Source organism: Bartonella sp. AP258QHHD, from assembly GCF_042196145.1.
GTDB lineage: Bacteria > Pseudomonadota > Alphaproteobacteria > Rhizobiales > Rhizobiaceae > Bartonella.
On the sequence record NZ_JBHIPR010000047.1, the window covers coordinates 145,913 to 165,261 of the forward strand.

General features: G+C 37.5%; 10 protein-coding genes and 3 pseudogenes. 8 read left to right on the plus strand and 5 right to left on the minus strand.

The window, feature by feature from the left end:
- The first annotated feature begins 479 nt into the window (after positions 1-479).
- From carB to ACFIMM_RS05370, 3 genes and pseudogenes are all read left to right on the plus strand, one after another.
- Positions 480-3,965 (plus strand): annotated as a pseudogene (gene carB, locus ACFIMM_RS05360) (carbamoyl-phosphate synthase large subunit).
- 247 nt (positions 3,966-4,212) lie between these two features.
- Complete coding sequence (locus ACFIMM_RS05365; protein ID WP_012754908.1) at positions 4,213-4,422, plus strand: cold-shock protein; 210 nt, start codon at positions 4,213-4,215, stop codon at positions 4,420-4,422.
- A gap of 322 nt (positions 4,423-4,744) precedes the next feature.
- Positions 4,745-5,947, plus strand: a complete 1,203-nt coding sequence (locus ACFIMM_RS05370) for a pyridoxal phosphate-dependent aminotransferase (RefSeq protein WP_375612967.1) — start codon at positions 4,745-4,747, stop codon at positions 5,945-5,947.
- A gap of 1,162 nt (positions 5,948-7,109) precedes the next feature.
- Here ACFIMM_RS05370 and ACFIMM_RS05375 read toward each other — a convergent pair.
- Together ACFIMM_RS05375 and trxB are read right to left on the minus strand one after the other, a co-directional pair.
- Positions 7,110-8,015 (minus strand): LysR family transcriptional regulator, encoded by a 906-nt coding sequence (locus tag ACFIMM_RS05375; RefSeq protein ID WP_375683600.1) that lies wholly within the window; start codon positions 8,013-8,015, stop codon positions 7,110-7,112.
- A 42-nt stretch (positions 8,016-8,057) separates the two neighbouring features.
- Positions 8,058-9,014, minus strand: coding sequence for a thioredoxin-disulfide reductase (trxB, locus tag ACFIMM_RS05380; protein WP_375638079.1), 957 nt, complete (start codon positions 9,012-9,014; stop codon positions 8,058-8,060).
- 310 nt (positions 9,015-9,324) lie between these two features.
- On the opposite strand from trxB, the gene ACFIMM_RS05385 reads away from it, so the two are divergent.
- On the plus strand, positions 9,325-10,719 hold the full coding sequence (locus ACFIMM_RS05385; protein ID WP_375631664.1) for a TrkH family potassium uptake protein: 1,395 nt from the start codon (positions 9,325-9,327) through the stop codon (positions 10,717-10,719).
- A gap of 1,208 nt (positions 10,720-11,927) precedes the next feature.
- Here the strand turns inward: ACFIMM_RS05385 and ACFIMM_RS05390 are convergent.
- Together ACFIMM_RS05390 and greA are read right to left on the minus strand one after the other, a co-directional pair.
- Positions 11,928-12,986, minus strand: a complete 1,059-nt coding sequence (locus tag ACFIMM_RS05390) for a glycosyltransferase family 4 protein (RefSeq protein WP_375668214.1) — start codon at positions 12,984-12,986, stop codon at positions 11,928-11,930.
- A 17-nt stretch (positions 12,987-13,003) separates the two neighbouring features.
- Positions 13,004-13,477, minus strand: a complete 474-nt coding sequence (greA, locus tag ACFIMM_RS05395; protein WP_007347010.1) for a transcription elongation factor GreA — start codon at positions 13,475-13,477, stop codon at positions 13,004-13,006.
- Between the two features lie 338 nt (positions 13,478-13,815).
- Here greA and ACFIMM_RS05400 point away from each other — a divergent pair, with 338 nt between their 5' ends.
- The 3 genes from ACFIMM_RS05400 (at position 13,816) to ACFIMM_RS05410 (ending at position 18,113) form a co-directional block, all read left to right on the plus strand.
- On the plus strand, positions 13,816-14,130 hold the full coding sequence (locus tag ACFIMM_RS05400; protein WP_375692651.1) for an SH3 domain-containing protein: 315 nt from the start codon (positions 13,816-13,818) through the stop codon (positions 14,128-14,130).
- Positions 14,131-14,388: 258 nt separating this feature from the next.
- Positions 14,389-16,698, plus strand: coding sequence for an excinuclease ABC subunit UvrB (gene uvrB / locus ACFIMM_RS05405; RefSeq protein WP_375668215.1), 2,310 nt, complete (start codon positions 14,389-14,391; stop codon positions 16,696-16,698).
- A gap of 629 nt (positions 16,699-17,327) precedes the next feature.
- Entirely contained in the window at positions 17,328-18,113 is a 786-nt protein-coding gene (locus ACFIMM_RS05410; protein ID WP_375692652.1) for a BA14K family protein, read from the plus strand.
- Positions 18,114-18,180: 67 nt separating this feature from the next.
- On the opposite strand, the pseudogene ACFIMM_RS05415 reads toward ACFIMM_RS05410, so the two are convergent.
- Positions 18,181-18,492, minus strand: a pseudogene (locus ACFIMM_RS05415) (MBL fold metallo-hydrolase); the annotation flags it as partial.
- Between the two features lie 4 nt (positions 18,493-18,496).
- Between ACFIMM_RS05415 and ACFIMM_RS05420 the strand changes: the two are divergent.
- Positions 18,497-18,895, plus strand: a pseudogene (locus ACFIMM_RS05420) (two-component sensor histidine kinase); the annotation flags it as partial.
- Between the last annotated feature and the right edge of the window lie 454 nt (positions 18,896-19,349).

Here is a 19,349-nt window from a genome sequence, read left to right on the forward strand (position 1 = left end):
GTGGTAAATTTTCATACCTTATATCACAACTCTAAACGGCAGTATTTTACGGAACAACACGATAAGCTTCCCATTTTATTTTACGAAATCCCATCGAACCATAAATAATAGCTTATGTTTTACAAGCAACAGAAAAAGCGCGTGCTCTCTTAAGCAAAAAACGTCATAAAACACAAAGAAAGTATGCCGGCAATGGATTGGAAAGATGTTCCGGCTTTTTATGCTCCACAGTATGCTTGAATATTCTAATTTGTTGGAGCACTGTTATTATTTTTTATCAAAGGTCATACTTTTGATAAACTGACGAGATGACTCAACTCAAAAAAGAAATTTATCTTCAATTTTATGAAAAAAAGCATGGAAAAGGTATTTTAATGCTTACTTTCTTTTTCACTTAACTTATAAAATGACGGTAGCCTCAGAACTAAAATATTTTGCCCGCAACAATCACACACAGATATTTGTCATAGGAAAAAGTCATGCCCAAACGCACAGATATAAAATCTATTCTTATCATCGGAGCAGGACCTATTATCATTGGTCAGGCATGTGAATTTGATTATTCAGGCACTCAAGCCTGTAAAGCATTAAAAGAAGAAGGTTACCGAATTATTTTGGTAAATTCTAATCCTGCCACGATTATGACAGATCCAGATCTAGCTGATGCAACTTATATAGAGCCCATTACTCCTGAAATAGTTGCCAAAATTATTGCTCACGAGCGTCCCGATGCCCTTTTGCCCACTATGGGAGGACAAACAGCCCTCAATACTGCTTTATCATTAAAGCGTATGGGTATTCTAGACCGCTATCATGTTGAAATGATAGGAGCCAATGCTGATGCTATTGATAAAGCTGAAGATCGTGCTTTATTCCGCCAAGCGATGGCAAAAATCGGTTTGGAAACGCCACGCTCTATGTTAGCCAATGCAACAGAACTGAAAGAAGAAAATCGCCAACAACACGCAAAAACGTGTGCTGAACTTAAAGCAAAACTTTCTGGTGCTGCGCTTGACAAAGCACTCGAAGAACTTGAGCGCAACTGGCGACATACCGAAGCTGATCGCAAACAACATTATATCGCTCATGCAACAGCAAAAGCAGTTCAAGCTCTTGATGTTGTTGGGCTTCCAGCTATTATTCGTCCTTCATTCACCCTTGGTGGAACTGGTGGTGGAATCGCTTATAACCGCTCTGAATTCTATGAAATTATTGAACGTGGGCTTGAAGCTTCACCAACAACAGAAGTATTAATTGAAGAAAGTGTTTTAGGGTGGAAAGAATATGAGATGGAAGTTGTTCGTGATAAGAACGACAACTGTATCATCGTTTGTTCTATTGAAAACATTGATCCAATGGGGATTCATACCGGTGATTCGATCACTGTAGCACCTGCTCTCACCTTAACCGATAAAGAATATCAATGTATGCGTAATGCTTCGATTGCTGTTTTGCGAGAAATTGGTGTTGAAACGGGGGGATCCAATGTACAGTTTGCTGTCAATCCTGAAAATGGGCGCCTCATTGTTATTGAAATGAATCCGCGTGTTTCTCGCTCTTCAGCGCTTGCCTCAAAAGCAACGGGGTTTCCCATTGCCAAAGTAGCGGCTAAACTGGCTGTTGGTTATACACTTGATGAATTAAAAAATGATATCACGGGTGGTGCAACACCAGCATCATTTGAACCTTCTATTGACTATATTGTGACAAAAATTCCTCGTTTTGCGTTCGAAAAATTTCCCGGTTCATCACCTGTCCTCACAACTGCGATGAAATCTGTAGGAGAAGTCATGGCAATTGGACGCACTTTTCAAGAATCGTTACAAAAAGCACTCCGTGGACTTGAAACAGGGCTTACGGGTCTTGATGAAATTGTGATTCCAGAGCATGCTGAAGGTGATGAAAAAAGTTCTATACGCTCAGCCATTGCCATACCAAGCCCTGATCGTCTACGCTATATTGCTCAAGCCATGCGCACAGGCTTACCCTTAAATGAGATTCACCAAATTAGCAAAATTGATCCGTGGTTTTTAGAACAAATAGCCTCCATCATTGAAATGGAGCAGCGTATCCGCATTCATGGATTACCCCAAGACGCAGATAATTTACGTATGTTAAAAGCTATGGGCTTTTCAGATGCGCGATTAGCCTCCCTTACAGGGAAAGAACCCGATTATATCGCAGCTTTACGTAAATCACTGAATGTTAAACACGTCTTCAAACGGATTGATACTTGTGCCGCTGAATTTTCTTCTCCTACAGCCTATATGTATTCAACATATGAAGTTCCCTTTGCAGGTGTAGAGCACTCGGAAGCACACGTTTCTGAACGCAAAAAAATTGCTATTTTAGGCGGTGGACCAAACCGCATTGGGCAAGGTATTGAATTTGATTACTGTTGCTGCCACGCTGCTTTTGCACTGCGTGATGCAGGATTTGAAGCGATTATGATTAACTGTAATCCTGAAACAGTTTCAACCGACTATGATACCTCTGATCGCCTTTACTTTGAATCTTTAACAACAGAAGACGTTATCGCTATTTTAGAAGCAGAACAGGAAAAAGGAGATTTGGTTGGAGTCATCGTCCAATTTGGCGGACAAACACCCTTGAAATTGGCAAGCGCTCTAGAAAAACACAATATCCCCATCCTAGGTACTTCACCTGACGCTATCGACTTAGCAGAAGATAGAGACCGCTTTCAAAAACTGTTATTTAAACTTAATTTAACACAACCTCAAAATGGTATTGCCCACTCCATTGAACAAGCACGCCTCATTGCCCACGAACTAGGCTTCCCTTTGGTTGTACGTCCCTCTTATGTTTTAGGAGGACGTGCTATGCAAATTATTCGTGATGAACGTAGCTTACAAAATTATTTACTTGAGAGTGTCCCTGAATTAATTTCAGAAGATATCAAAGTCCGTTATCCTAACGACACAACAGGACAAATCAATATATTGCTTGGTAAAAATCCGCTTCTCTTTGATACCTATTTAACAGAAGCAATTGAAGTAGATGTTGATTGTCTATGTGATGGTAACGAAACACTAATCGTTGGTATTATGGAACATATTGAAGAAGCTGGTATCCACTCTGGTGATTCAGCATGTTCTCTACCAGTCCATACGCTCTCAAATAAAATAGTTACTGAATTAGAGCGCCAAACCAAAGCATTAGCACAAGCACTTCATGTTCGCGGCTTAATGAATGTACAATATGCTATAAAAGATGACACCATTTATGTCTTAGAAGTCAATCCCCGTGCTTCACGTACTGTCCCATTTGTTGCAAAAACGATTGGTCGCCCTATTGCTAAAATGGCTGCACGTATTATGGCAGGAGAAACGCTTCATGATGCTCTTGAAGCTTATGGTGGATTACCTTCTTTGCAAAAAAACAACATATTGCCGTCAAGGAAGCAGTATTTCCTTTTGCTCGTTTTTCAGGTGTTGATACACTTCTTGGTCCAGAAATGCGCTCAACCGGTGAAGTTATGGGACTTGACTATGAATTTTCGCTTGCTTTTGCTAAAGCCCAACTTGGAGCTGGTGTAAAACTCCCTAAAAAGGGAACTTTGTTCGTTTCTGTAAGGGATGAAGATAAAAAACGCATCTTAAATCCTGTAAAACGTTTAACTGAGCTTGGCTTTTCTGTTGTCGCCACAAGTGGAACACAAAAATTTCTCACCGAACACCACGTTGAAGCAAAAAAAAATTAACAAAGTTCTAGAGGGACACCCCCATATTGAAGACGCTATTCGTAATCGCCAAATTCAATTGATTTTTAATACAACTAGCACTGCCAGTGCCATCTCAGACTCAAAATCATTACGTTATGCAGCACTCATGCAAAATGTTCCCTATTATACAACAATAGCTGGAGCCGAAGCCGTCGTAGAAGCGATCAAAGCACTCAAAAAAAGGCACCTTGAGGTACGTTCACTACAAAGTTATTTTAGTTGAATTTTTTTCTACTTAGCAAAATATACACTGTTTTCTTATTTTTTCTTTATATAAAAATTGATTAAGACTTGCTTTTTGTTCTAAAAACTTTTATAGAGGTTTCATCGAATTTTCGGTTACGTGACTTTCTTTCCTGTGCAATCTGCACTTTCGACGAAACTTCTCCCACCTAATTTCGATCTACAACCGTATTGAAGAAATGAAAGCTTCAATGCTCAATATAATTATATATTCTAAGGAGTTTCCTATGTCTACAGGAACAGTTAAGTGGTTTAATACAACAAAAGGTTTCGGATTCATTCAGCCTAGCGATGGTAGTGCAGATGTATTTGTACACATTTCTGCCGTCGAGCGTTCAGGTCTAAACAGTCTTAATGAAGGGCAAAAAATCTCTTATGATGTTCTTCAAGATCGTCGTTCAGGAAAATTTGCCGCTGGTAACCTTGCAGCACTTTAAAGTTTAAATTCTGCAATATTTTATTTAGAAATCTTCGTCTGTAAAGACGAAGATTTTTTTATTTTGTATAAAGCATTATTTTACCTTGTTAAAATAAAAGACTGCTTATCTCCTTTGCACAATTTATCAAACCTCTCTTATACTTCCTCAAAAACTTTCATAAAATCTACGAAGAGATTATCTTGTAAAATATCTCAAAAAAGAAGAATATAAAGCCCGTGTAAGAGTATTTTGGAAGTTTTTTATTGCATACAATATAATCTCTTATAGAATATCCTTAAAGCAATAACCATTTGTTGATATAATATAAGGATTTAAAATTATGGCTTTTATTGCCGACAAACTGTCTCGTATCAAACCTTCTGCAACAATTGCTGCTTCTCAAAAGGCCCGCCATTTAAAAGCATTAGGGCGCAATGTTATTGCTTTAAGTGCTGGAGAGCCAGACTTTGATACCCCAGACAACATCAAAAACGCGGCTATTGAAGCTATTCGAAGGGGAGAAACAAAATACCCTCCCATATCAGGAATTCCAGAATTGCGCCAAGCAATTTCTGCAAAGTTTAAAAGAGAAAATAATCTTCTTTACCAACCAGAACAAATTATTGTTGGTACCGGTGGAAAACAAATTCTCTTTAATGCATTCATGGCAACTTTGAATAAAGGAGATGAGGTCATCATTCCATCCCCTTATTGGGTTAGTTATCCAGAAATGGTCGCACTCAACGATGGTACGCCTGTCTTTTTAGAAACAAAAGCCGAATTTTCTTATAAACTCCAACCACAAGAGCTAGAAGCTGCCATTACCCCCAAAACCAAATGGTTCATCTTTAACTCTCCTTCAAATCCATCAGGTGCCGCTTATACACATAATGAATTGAAAAAACTTACAGATGTTTTAGTAAAATATCCTCATGTTTATATCCTTTCCGATGATATATATGAACATCTCACATATGAGGGTTTTACCTTTGTGACTCCAGCTCAAGTAGAACCAGCGCTTTATGAGCGTACACTCACAATGAATGGTGTTTCTAAAGCCTATGCGATGACGGGATGGAGAATCGGTTATGCAGGCGGACCACAAGAACTCATTAAAGCCATGGATACCATTCAAGGACAGCAAACATCTGGAACAAGTGTCATTTCACAATGGGCTGCGGTTGAAGCACTCAACGGGCCACAAGACTTTATTGCTAAAAATAAAAGTATTTTTCAAGCACGCCGTGATCTCGTTGTCTCCATGCTAAATCAAGCTCCTGGCATTCACTGTCCAACGCCTGAGGGTGCTTTTTATGTTTATCCTTCTTGCACCGGACTTATTGGAAAGAAAACACCCAATGGTCAACGTATTACGAATGATGAAGACTTTGCCATAGCGCTTCTAGAAACAGAAGCTGTTGCTGTCGTCCAAGGATCTGCTTTTGGACTTGGATCAACTTTTCGTATTTCTTATGCAACATCAGAAGAATTACTTGAAAAAGCTTGTATACGTATACAGCGTTTTTGCAACAGTTTAATTTAAAATTTTTAATATCATCTCTTGTGATTGTTTTTTGCCGAATGTTAGTATATCCGAGAAAATATCTGAAACTGTGTCATGGTCTAAATCTATCGATTCAGCAAAAATATCTATGAATAAACACAAAAATAGATGCTGTAGATAAAGATCAAAAAAATTTAGCTATCAAATAAATGAATCGGTCTATTATCATAAGAGATGACAAGCCTATTCTACTTTCTCCATTCAATTTATAACTCTAAAAAAGACCGAGCACTTTTAAACACAATTGCCCTTATAATCAAAGGCCCTTACAATAAAATCTCTTCTATTTCTCAGCTTCTTCTTCGTCCTAAAACGAAGAAGAAGCCACCTCCCATCGTTGTGTAAGCAATCCAGTTTCCTTTAAGTTCTATTTAATAACTACTTGATTTACTTCATAGGCTTTATGAACAAGACCTGCCTTAAATATTCACCTCACATTCTAATAAAAAGCACTTCATGTATAAGGTTTTAAATATTTTATATCACACCCCTAAAAGACAGACTTTTACAGTACAATAGAATATCCCCTCTCAAACTCCTCATTGAATTTTAGTATTCTTAAAAAAATTGTTGGATATCCACCAGTTTCGAAATTTTTTCTTTATCATCTTCCCATATATTGCAATTTCTAGGGACTCTTTCAAAAATTTAAAAAAAAGCCGGACATATGTCCGGCAAATTTGGAAAATCCTCAGAGATAAAATCAATCTGATAGATCTTCGTAAGGGAACACTCAAGAAAACGAAACTGGGAGGCAACATAATCAAGAGATAGTATTCTATGTCATTTTATAAGGAAAAGCACAATAAAGACTTAAGCGTATCTGCTATGCAATAAACACATAGCTTTAAATTTGTCTCCATCATGTACCACTCTCTTTAATTAAATAGTAAAAATGTTAACTACACCATCACACGATTGTCCATTTTTCAATATATAATAACCCTCACGGTTGCTAGTATTCATAAAAAACATTTATCCCTCTTTTCAAAAATATTTACCCGTACGGACTCCCTCCACTTTTAATGTGCAACAAATAATTTTAATTGATTCAATATAGGCAAATTTGAAACGAAAGAATATTACGGGAGTCTCAAGTTGCAAAACAGCTAATTATTCCTTATAAATTAAGATATTAATATTAAAAAGACCACTGGCGAGCTTTTAAAAAAATATAATCTCGAAAAGCATTTAACCTTGCCAAATTCTTTAAATTATAAGGATAACAAAAAGAAGTATCAAAAGAAGGAATATCAACCATATCAGGAAAAAGACGCACTAAATGCTCATCATTATTGACGATATAATCAGGAAGCACAGCAATCCCAAGATCACGCATAAGCGCATTCTTTATTGAGATGATATTGTTGATTTGTAAAACTGAAACGCGCAATGATCCATCACTTCTACCAGCCTTTTCCAACCAATTTAAACCAGACAAATAAGGTGGAACAGGTTCACCGAACGAAATAATACGATGCTCATCGAGATCAGACAATTTTTCCGGCTTTCCATAATTTGCAATATACTTTTCCGAAGCATAGACATGCATATGAATTGTAAAGAGTTTTCTTTGTATAAGATCAGGTTGTTTGGGTTGATGTAAGCGAACAGCACAATCCGCATGACACATTGTCAAATCAAGCTCTTCATCGGAAAGCAAAAGCTGAACCTGCATATCAGGATAAAGACTAAGAAATTCTGGCATACGCTCTGCAATCCACCCTGCCCCCATTCCAAAGGTCGAGGTCACACGCAAGTGCCCCGTTGGTTTTGCATAGCTTTCACTTAATTGCAAACGCACACTTTCAAGCTTCATCAAAACATCATGAGCTGTACGATAAAGAGTTTCTCCCTGTTCTGTAAGAATCAAACCACGCGCATGACGTTGAAATAAGGATACCCCAACCTCTTGTTCTAAAGCCGAAACCTGTCGTGAAACGGCTGATTGAGATAAATGAAGTTTTTGAGCAGCATGCGTAAAAGATCCCGCTTCTGCTGCAGCGTGAAAAACCCTTAACTTATCCCAATCCAACGGTGGCGCCACAATTAATTCTACCTCTATATTCTCTATGTTCTCAATGAATGACTAACGCCTGGGTATATCCAAAAACCGTTCTGCTTCCAACGCTGCCATACATCCTCTTCCCGCAGCTGTTACAGCTTGGCGGAATGTTTCATCTGTCACATCCCCAGCAGCAAAAACACCAGCAATGCTTGTTGCTGTTGAGTCGGGTGCTGTCCATAAATAGCCGCCTCGTTTTTGTTTCAGCTGTCCTTCAAACAGAGAAACAGCAGGATCATGCCCAATGGCAATAAATATGCCCTCTGCATTCACTTTCATCTCGTGACCTGTCTTAACATTTTTCAGACGTGCCCCTGTTACAACAGCGCCCATTGAATCTTGAGCTGGCAGCCCCACAATTTCTTCAACCACATGATCCCAAAGAACACGCACATTATTACAAGCCAGCAACCTATCTTGTAAAATTTTTTCTGCCCGAAACTGCCCCCGCCTGTGAACCACGCTTACACTTTTAGCCAAATGCGATAAATAAAGTGCTTCTTCAACAGCCGTATTTCCTCCTCCCACGACAATAACGTCCTTATCACGATAAAAAAAGCCATCACATGTAGCACAAGCGGAAACACCTCCGCCCATAAAGGTCTGTTCACTTTCTAAACCAAGCCAGCGCGCTTGAGCTCCTGTTGCAATAATCAGTGCATCACAAGAATATTGTGTTCCTGAATCCCCATATAAGACAAAAGGATACTTCAACAAATCAGCCTTTATAATTGTATCATAAACAATTTTTGTCCCCATATTCTCAGCTTGTTTTGCCATTTGTTCCATCAACCATGGTCCTTGAATGGGATCTGCAAAACCTGGATAATTCTCAACATCAGTTGTAATTGTCAATTGTCCCCCCTGCTGCAAGCCCGTCACCAAAACAGGCTTAAGCATTGCTCTTGCTGCATAGACCGCCGCTGTATAACCAGCCGGACCTGAGCCAATAATCAGCAGACGAATATGCGATTGTACCATTAAATCCCCTTCACTTTATTATAAATTAATTATTCTATAAATGATAACGGAATGCAGCCTTTTAAAAAAATATTTTTCAAGAGCCCTAATTATGTTATGTATACTTCTTTTCAAGTTTTATGAAAAGGTCTGATTACTAATTCATCAAGGCACGCTAATGTTAAGAATTAATCCTTATCCTATAAAGAGAAAAATGTAACTTCTTATGAGCACAAAACCATAATAAAAAGAGATACAAAGATAGGGAACGATCATTTTTCAATTTATTATCAATGTCTGTGCACGTTTTGCCTTAATCATGGGAGGAGCAATGCTTTTGCCAATTTTTGTGGATTTGCACGACAACAATCGTAATTGGATAAGCTTTCTCTATTCTTGTGCCATAACCACCATGTTAGCAACGCTGATTCTTTTAGCAACTAAGGGAGCTACTTGTCGCTTTTCAGCACGGCTTGGCTTTATGCTCACTGTTTGTCTTTGGCTTACAGGAAGCATCGTAGGTGCCTTACCTCTTTATCTTTCTCCTCTTCCCATTTCTCTAGCAGGAGCCATTTTTGAATCTGTTTCTGGAATTACAACAACAGGCTCCACAGTCCTTTCTGATCTTGATAATTTATCGCGAAGTATTTTATTATGGCGTTCTCTTATATGCTGGATTGGGGGCATTGGTTTTATCGGTTTAGCCCTCTTAATTTTGCCTTCACTGCGTGTGGGTGGCGTGCGACTTTTTCATATGGAATCATCTGATAAATCTGAAAAAATATTGCCTCGCATCAACCAAATTGCTAACGGAATTATCATCGCTTATGTTGGGTTAACATTGGCTTGTATGCTTTCTTATTTTGCTGCAGGCATGAATTTATTTGATGCCATTAACCATGCAATGAGTACAGTAGCAACAGCTGGTTTTTCAACGCATGATGCTTCTTTTGGCTATTTTTCTGATACACCAGCCATCTTAATTATTTCAACAATCTTCATGTTGCTTTCTGCTTTACCTTTCGTACTTTATGTTAAATTAGTCCTTCCTGGACACTCTAAACGCTTCCTTGACCCACAAGTGATTGTTTTTCTCCATATCGTTCTCCTTTTCAGCTTTGCTTTAGCGGCATGGCTACGGTTTTATGATCATCGCGCGTTCCACTTGATTTTCCTTGATGTCATTTTTCACCTTTCATCCATTATTAGCACCACCGGTTACAGCGCTGAAGATTATCAACTTTGGGGACCGTTTGCGCTTGGAATTTTCTTTATTGTTTCTTTTACAGGCGGATGTGCTGGTTCTACTTCTGGTGGCATGAAAATCAATCGCCTCATTATTCTTTGGCGTATTACACAAACAAATATAGAAAAACTTCTTTCTCCTAATGTCGTTGTAAAAGCGCGCTACGATCACTCAAATATATCAAATGATGTTGCTCAAGCCGTTTTGTTTTTTGTCTGTCTTTATATGTTTTGCCTTGTTATCGGCACTGCACTTTTGCTTACAACCGGTCTTGACTTTACCTCTGCCTTTACGGGGGTCTTAACCGCACTTTCAAATGTTGGTCCAGGCTTTGGAGATATTATTGGCCCCACTGGTAATTTCTCTACAATCAACGATCATGCTTTATGGATTTTAAGTTTTCTAATGTTAGCTGGACGCCTTGAAATCATAACAATATTCGTCCTTTTTATTCCCGCTTTCTGGCGTGAACAATTCTAATGCAGAGATATTTTATGCTACCATGATAAAAAATTTACAAGATAAAAAGGCGAGAACAGTATGCGTCATAATATTCACTCCTCACCCAATCTACTGAAGATTTCCTAAAATTTCATACAAAACATCATATCAATGATATAAAATAATTCAACAAAAACAATCAAATACCAATATTTTCAAAGCCATAACATATAAAACTTCACTTTATTGATCTTCTTTATCAAATAAAGTGGACGCATAGAACATTCTTTTTTACGAATAATCTCTCATGCAAAAAATATGAATATTTGCTGATAAAAGTGTTTTTTCTCTTTAATAGAGTTACACCCTTATAGAAAAAAATGCTATTATATTACGAACTCACAAGCTTGTAAAAAACATCTCACAATACTCATCACCCCCATTTCACGACAGCCCTCATGAAAGATATAAAATGGGCACCATCATTTTTACTTAAATAACAATAAGGTGCAAGTCGGTACCAAAAAATAAGATATAAATTAGTACCACCATATTATTTTCTTTCTATTAATGTCGTAACAGCCTGCATTTCAGACAATTTATAAGAAATCTCTTTACACCCTGTCTTCAATAGTTTTTATCCACCACATGCCTTCTTCCAATTGTGATGTGCAAGAAGATAGCTCTCATTGTTAATATCAACAGATTTGACATAAGAAAATCTTACGCTACTCAAAGCTCTTATTCAAATTGAAAAGGTAAGTTATCTATAAAAATCATATATATATATATTGATCTTAAATCCATCTTATCATGAATTTATTGAAAATATGTACGACTATTTTATCCATGGAGATACCATCATTATCTTTTTAAGACAAGAAAACGTTTTTTTGCTATCTATTTAAGTCTTACAAAACCAACAATATCAGCACGCCCCCGTATAAGATAGTGCATAAATCCCCAGACTTGAGTTAAAGCATTATTTTCTTATTCTAAAATATCAATGAATAAAAGTAGCTTTCTTCTCTCCTAGTATGCTTTATCATAAACTACATATCGCTCTCAAGCGTATACATTTTTAATCTTTTATCCAAAATTTTGGGAACTTCTTATAGTGTTCTACTAAAGACAATATAAATTTTGTAAAATAACATTTATATCATTGAGCTGTTTTCTTGATAACTATGAAAAACCTTTAAGGAAAATACTTTTATCATTCCTCAAGAAGATTTTTGATATAATAATCAAAGTCTTTTTTCTGCAAACAGTTCTTTGTAAACACTTTCAATCTTGCTTGCCTCTTTTTCCAAAGGAAAGTGCGTACGAACATGGGTTAAAGCTTTCTTTCCGGATGCCAATGTTTTTTCTACATCAGCAAAATAAGGTTCAATTGCTGCTGTTAAAGCCGCTCCATCTCCTGCTTTTACAACTGTTCCTGTCGCTTCTACAACCAATTCTTTATAAGCTCCTGCATCACTCGTTACAACCGCAACCTGTGATGCCATTGCTTCTAATGGTGTTAAACCGAAACCTTCTGTACGAGAGGGTGCAACATAAAGTGTTAAACGACGGTACCATAAAGGGATGTCCAGAATCTCACCAAGAAAAATAATGCGATCATCCAGACCAGCCTTAGCAATCTTTTGGCGTAATTCTTTTTCAAAATGATAATATTGCTCTGTCGTACGACCAGCGATAAGTGCTGTCCATTCAGGATAGTCAGGCAATAATGCTATCATGGCATCAACAAATAAATCTGTTCCCTTTGAGTAGCGCAGACGCCCAAAACATCCTACCGCATATTTTCCTGGAAATCCTGTCGAAGAAAAGTAATCATCAAGAGTGTGTGGTGGAGTAAAACGCCTCACATCCACCCCATGCATAATAACCTTATGAGGCACTTCTAAATAGACGCCCGTACGTGTACTGGTAGCGATAACCCTATCCATACAGCGAATCAACCATTTGGTAAAAGGCTTATGATGACGTTGTGAAGCCGATGTGAAGATAAGTTTCAGCTTCATTCGCAAAACATCGCGCAAAAAGATCCCACAAAGCATCTCAATATTGCGTCGTGCATGCCAAATACGAAACGGCTTCCCTTTCGGACTTTTCCAAAGTCCGAAAAGGTCCCTAAAGGCAAGAGTTGGTAAAGTTCGTGGTAAACCAAACCCCAAAGTGGATATACGCACACCCTGTTCGCGTTGCAGTGGAATAAGCTGAATAATCGTAGATGTTACTCCCGACAAACGCCTTTTAAAGTGAGGCGCAATAATTTCAGTTTCGTCCAAAGATACACGCATAATAATCCATATGTTATTTAGATGTACTGAACCTTAATGATCTCGTAATTATGCGCACCACCTGGTGCATTCACCTCAATCACATCACCTTCTTGCTTGCCAATAAGTGCACGTGCGATAGGCGAAGAAATAGAGATTTTACCAACCTTTACATCAGCTTCTTGATCCCCTACGATCTGATACACTTTTTTTTCCTCAGTATCCTCATCCAAGAGTTTAATGGTTGCACCAAATTTTATTTTGTCACCTGAAAGACGCGAGACATCTATAACTTCTGCTCGTGCGATATAATCTTCAAGCTCATTTATACGCCCCTCATTATGACTTTGTGCTTCTTTAGCTGCATGATACTCAGCATTTTCAGATAAATCACCATGCGCACGCGCCTCAGAAATTGCTTCAATAATTCGCGGACGCTCCTGTTGTTGACGCCAACGCAACTCTTCTTTAAGACTCTCAAAACCAGCTGTAGTCATCGGAACTTTTTCCATAATCCGTCCCTTTCTATTACACGGAAGGTTTAATAAAAATACAAAAAACGGCTTCCAAAATTACTTTTGGAATCCGAAAACTACGATCTTTTTTATTATATAGTACAGTATCGCTGTTTTCCATATAAAAATAAATAAAGGAAACAAAACATGCACAAATAGTGATTAAAACATCTCATTTTGGTGTTTAAAACGTTAAACTTCACTCTTCTCTTTAAAGTGTCCTAAAGAAGAAAGAATTGTATTTTTTTCTGTTTTATCATAATCTAGTAAAAGAAATTATATAGAATATGAAGAGAGAAGGATAGAAAATCTCTAAAGAAATTCTTTACAGAAAAATGAAAAAAATCGTCATTTTTTCTATGTTTGGCTCTTTCTTTTTAGCCACAACAATATCAGAGGCAGCAGATGCTTTTGTTACGAGAAATCTTAATTTTAGAACAGGTCCCAGCACTCAATATGCACTTTGCGGCTTAATCTCTGCTGGAGAATTAGTTTTTGTTAAAAACTGTGAAGGAAATTGGTGCCATATCCGATATAACACTCAAATAGGTTGGGTGTCATCTCGTTATCTTTCATTTAAAGATGGAAATGATCTTTATCACACATATACAATGTCTTTAATGCCCAAACGTACCGATTATTCTCCATAACAGCCATAATAACTTATGCCCTCTTGAATATCATCATGGCAAAAATACAATAGTGTTCACGAACAACCACAAATATGCTCCTTCCAAAGAAATACTTCGAAGAATTTGTCTCATAAAAAACTTGATCAATATCCTAATGAAGGCTCCAATAAACCAAAACAAATCTGTTCAATAACGTTTTGCTGTTGTCGTAATAAATTTGTAAAAATTAGTATTTTCTTTAAAATCACCAGCACTTTTCTATCAAAGGATACAACAATGAAAAATGGTGTTACTGCAACAGTAGAAGCTCTTTCTGCTCTTATTGCTTCAGGTAATCCTCTTTTTAAGAATGGTGCATTATGGACACCTCACCGCCCCATTCGTCCTGAAAAATCTGAAGGTGGTATTCCATTTCAACTCGAAACATCTTTTAAACCAGCGGGAGATCAACCTCAAGCCATTAAAACTCTGGTTGAGGGAATTCAAAAAAATGAACGTACACAAGTGCTTTTGGGTGTTACCGGCTCAGGGAAAACCTATACAATGGCCAATATCATTGAAAAAACACAGCGTCCAGCTCTGATTTTAGCTCCCAATAAAACTCTAGCAGCGCAGCTTTATGGGGAATTTAAAAGTTTTTTTCCCCATAATGCCGTCGAATATTTTGTTTCCTATTATGACTATTATCAACCAGAAGCCTATGTTGCACGCTCAGACACTTATATTGAAAAGGAATCCTCAATTAATGAACAAATCGACCGTATGCGCCATGCTGCAACACGCGCTGTCTTAGAGCGTGATGATGTTATTATCGTCGCATCTGTCTCCTGCATCTACGGAATTGGTTCCGTAGAAACCTATACGGCCATGACCTTCGAAATAGAAAAAGGGGACAAACTCAATCAACGAAAACTCTTGGCTGATTTAGTCTCTCAACAGTATTATCGACAAGATATCAACTTCGTTCGTGGTTCCTTTCGTGTACGAGGGGATACAATCGAAATTTTCCCTGCCCACCTCGAAGATCGTGCTTGGCGTATTTCGCTCTTTGGCGATGAAGTGGAAACAATTACGGAATTTGATCCTCTCACCGGACAAAAAACAGGCGATCTTCAATCAATTAAAATTTATGCCAACTCACACTACGTAATACCACGCCCAACACTTAACCAAGCGATGAAATCTATCAAAATGGAACTCGTTCAACGCCTCGATGAGTTGAACGAAGCTGGACGTCTTTTAGAAGCACAACGTTTAGAACAACGTACAGTTTTTGATTTGGAAATGTTGGAAACCACCGGTTCATGTCCGGGAATTGAAAATTATTCACGTTATTTAACAGGACGAAATCCCGGTGAACCACCCCCAACTTTATTCGAATATATTCCACTCAATTCTCTTGTTTTTATCGATGAAAGCCATGTAACCATTCCCCAAATTGGTGGTATGTACCGAGGTGATTTTCGCAGAAAAGCAACCTTAGCAGAATATGGTTTTCGCCTCCCTTCTTGTATGGATAACCGTCCTTTGCGCTTTGAAGAATGGGATGCTATGCGCCCACAAACGATTGCTGTCTCCGCAACACCTGGACGGTGGGAAATAGAACAATCTCACGGTACTTTTGCAGAACAAGTTATTCGCCCCACAGGGCTTGTTGACCCACCAACAGAGGTTCGTCCAGCCAAAAATCAAGTCGATGATGTTGTGAATGAAATTCGTAAAACAATTCAAAAAGGCTACCGCACACTAGTGACCGTCCTAACCAAGCGTATGGCCGAAGATTTAACGGAATATCTCCACGAACAAGGTATTCGTGTACGCTATATGCATTCCGACATTGATACATTAGAACGCATTGAAATTCTACGCGATCTTCGGCTTGGCACCTTTGATGTCCTCATCGGTATCAACTTGCTCCGAGAAGGCTTAGATATTCCAGAATGTGGTTTTGTTGCCATTCTAGATGCCGATAAAGAGGGCTTTTTGCGCTCTGAAACTTCCCTCATACAAACAATCGGACGTGCTGCACGTAACGTAGATGGCCGTGTTATCCTCTATGCAGATACGATCACTGGTTCCATAAAACGAGCCTTACAGGAGACACAAAGACGTCGACAAAAACAAATAGCCTATAATGAAGAACACCATATCACACCGAAAAGTATCAAAAAAAATATCGGAGATATTCTCAATTCATGCTATGAAAACAACCATATTCGTACAAATATCCCCGATGTCATCGAGAAAAAAAATATGGTTGGCAACAATTTAGCATCTCATATTAAACACCTCGAAAAATTAATGCATGAAGCAGCTGCTGATCTTAATTTTGAAGAAGCAGCACACCTTCGCGATGAAATCAAACAATTACAAAAGATAGAACTAGAACTCGCGGAAAATCCCTTAACACATCATAGCGAACAATCCACCCATGAGCGCGTATTACAACCAAGTCTTTTCTCCAAACCAAACCTTGCACACATGGGACCAACCATGGACACTGGTATTTTGGAAAATCAAAAAGGAAAATCTCGTAAAAACACCCCTAATCAAGCAACAATAAAACGAAAAAAACGCAATCAATGAAGGAGCAAAAAATTTCAAACCGCATAAAATAATCTTCAGCTCTTCTAAAAAAAGACGAAAGCTCAAAAGCAAACAGCGTTATCCGAAAAATAGACAACCTCCAACATCAAGGGTGCTTCAATTTGTCTAAAACAACATGAGAGAGAACATTTTATAAAAAATTTCTAAAATATATTATCTTTATACAGTTATACTCTGATATCTAACTCAATATTATTTATCCTTACAAGAAAATATTCAAATAGGACACTGTCCTATAATACAAATAAAGTAAAATAAGACTTTATCATAGCACCATAAGCCTATGATAAAAAATGATAACTTTTATTCATATCCCTATTGTTCAATTCATATTGTACCAAACAATAAAAAATTATCCCTAAATAAAGAGTTTATATTCCATAGTAAAAAATCGTGGACTCTCAATACAAACTTATTAATTAACCTCAAGCAGAGTACATTAATTGAAATCAAAATTCTGTTATGATTTCATTTTACTGTCTCCGCGATAGATTTAACTAAATAAATTTTTATTTTTTTGTCACAATAAAGTCCAAAATTGTTCAGGCTCTATTCAGTTTGAAACGTGTAGGATGTGAAAAATACGAATTTACACAAGGAGCATCATTATGAAAAAAGTGATCAGGTTAGCGGTATTATCAGCAATGTCAACTGTGACCGTTTTGATGCCGCTAAATGCAACGCTTGCGGATATGGCATGGAATCGTAGTGACTCTATCTCGAGAGAAATAGATGATATGATGAGGAAGATGCGTAAAGAAACAGATGATGCGATAAGGGAAATGAGGAAGAAAGCTGATATTCTGCCTTGCGGTTTTTCTCGCTCCCATTGTTCTGATAAAAAACGTAGCTTTTTATCTGATGATTTCCAAAAGTTTGTTGATGATTTCCACAAGAGTTCTGATGACGACAAGAGAAGATTTAAAGCCAAACATGAAAGGTCTGTAGCCAAACATAGTAAGACGGAACAACAACAACACCATCATCACCACCACCACCATTATCATCATGTTGAAAACAAAACATATCATTACGTCGAGCGCAAAAAGACAAAACACAGTAATATTCATATAGATAACTCAGGAGATGCTTTAGCGGTGGGTATTCTTGGTCTTGCAACAGGTACGATTCTTGGTACAATTTTAAAAAAACCAGAACAGCCACAAGTGGTTTATCAAATAGTACCACAAAATCAGGTAATTTATCAAAAAGTTCCGCAAAATCAAAGAGTTTATCAAGTGCAGCAAACGGTGGCATATGAGCCACTCCAGCAATCATTAGAATCTGATTGGCTTCAATATTGCAAGAAAAAATACCGTTCTTTCAACCCTAAAACAGGAACTTTCCGAGACCGTACTGGTTTGGAACACGTTTGTTATGCCCCACTACATTAACTTCTGTTCTGCCCTACTAAAAAGTCTTAAATGGCAAAGAAAACGCTTCAAAGCGTTTTTTATTTGCTCATATATTAAAATCTTGAAGAAAAGGATTATTTTGGAGCTCATAGCCTATGCTACTTTTGGGACCATGCCCACATATAAAACAAACATCATCGCCTCAGGGTAAAACTTTTTCTCGAAGAGATTGCATCAATTTTTCATAAGAACAGAAGGGGAAGTCCGTACGTCCAATAGAACCACGAAAGAGAACATCACCCAAGAGGGCTAAGCGCTCTTTTTCATTGAAATAAATAACATGACCAGGGGAATGCCCCAGTGTATGTAAAACCCTAAACTCATGTCCAGCAAAATACACACACTCACCATCTTCTAACTATATCGAACAACGCACCACGATGCTTTCGGGTGTAAGCCATGATTTAAGAACCATTCTCACCCGTTTTAAACTTCAGCAAGCGTTAGCAAATACTGACTTTGATATCAAGCTGCTTGAACAAGATGTGAGCGACACGCAAAACATGTTAGAAGATTACCTTGCTTTTGCCCGTAGTGAAGAAAGTGAGTGTGTTAAAACTTTTGATTTAAATGCTCTTATGCAAAAATTCTCTACCGATGTGCATCTTCACAAACGTCAATTTTCCTACACCATTGAAAGCCCTACACCAATACAAGCACGCCCACGTGCCTTCAGGCGTCTCATCAGCAATCTTGTGTCAAATGCATTTTGTTATGCCAATACTGTCAAACTAACAGCCATATCCCAACAAGAATGTTTCCCATATATCAAAAAAAGTTCCCGCAATATATTATATTTATACAGTTATAATATGATATCGAACTCAATATTTAGCCTCACAAGAGAGTGGTCAAACAGGACTGTATTCAATCACACAAATAAGGTTCTATCTTAGCACCATAAGCCTATAATAAAAAACGATAACTTTTGTTCATACACCTATTGTTCAATTCATATTGTATCAAGCAATAAAAAATTACTCATCAATAAATAATTTATAACCAATAGTAAAAAATCTGGTGCTCTAAATACAAGCTGCTTAATTAATCTTAAGAAGAGTACATTAATTGAAATCAAAATTCTGTCATGATTTTATTTTATTGTATTGATAATAGTTTTAACTAAATGAATTTTTATTTTTTTGTCACAATAAAGTCCAAAATTGTTCAGTCTCTATTCAGTTTGAAACGTGTAGGATGTGAAAAATACGAATT